Annotated in this window: 1 protein-coding gene; it reads right to left on the bottom strand. The window is 52.1% G+C overall.

What is annotated here, in order from left to right; translation table 11 throughout:
* The coding region (locus tag PPOP_RS17750) for a DDE-type integrase/transposase/recombinase (protein ID WP_042229851.1) at window positions 1-326 on the bottom strand (326 nt) is incomplete at both ends.

The following is a 326-nucleotide window of genomic DNA, read 5'->3' as shown; positions in this document are numbered from 1 at the left end:
CTGCCGCGATCCGAGTGGTGCAGTACCTCTCCGCGCGGTCGCTGCTGGCTGTAGGCGCGGTCTAGAGCCGTTAATACCAGCTTTTTGGTCATCCGCTCATCCATATGAAAACCAACGATTTTACGGCTGTACAGATCCATGATGCTTGCTAGATACAACCAACCTTCATCCGTCGGGATATACGTAATGTCAGCCACCCAGGCTTGGTTTGGAGCGGACGGCCTAAATTGGAGGTTCAATACGTTCTCATGGACAGGCAGGTTGTGCTTCGAGTTCGTTGTTGCCTTGTATTTCTTTACCGTACGCGAGCGCAAACCCAGTTCCTT

This window comes from Paenibacillus popilliae ATCC 14706 (assembly GCF_000315235.1).
In the GTDB taxonomy this organism is placed as follows: Bacteria; Bacillota; Bacilli; order Paenibacillales; family Paenibacillaceae; genus Paenibacillus_B; species Paenibacillus_B popilliae.
The sequence above is the reverse complement of the archived record's forward strand: the minus strand, read 5'-3'. Positions and strand labels throughout refer to the sequence as shown.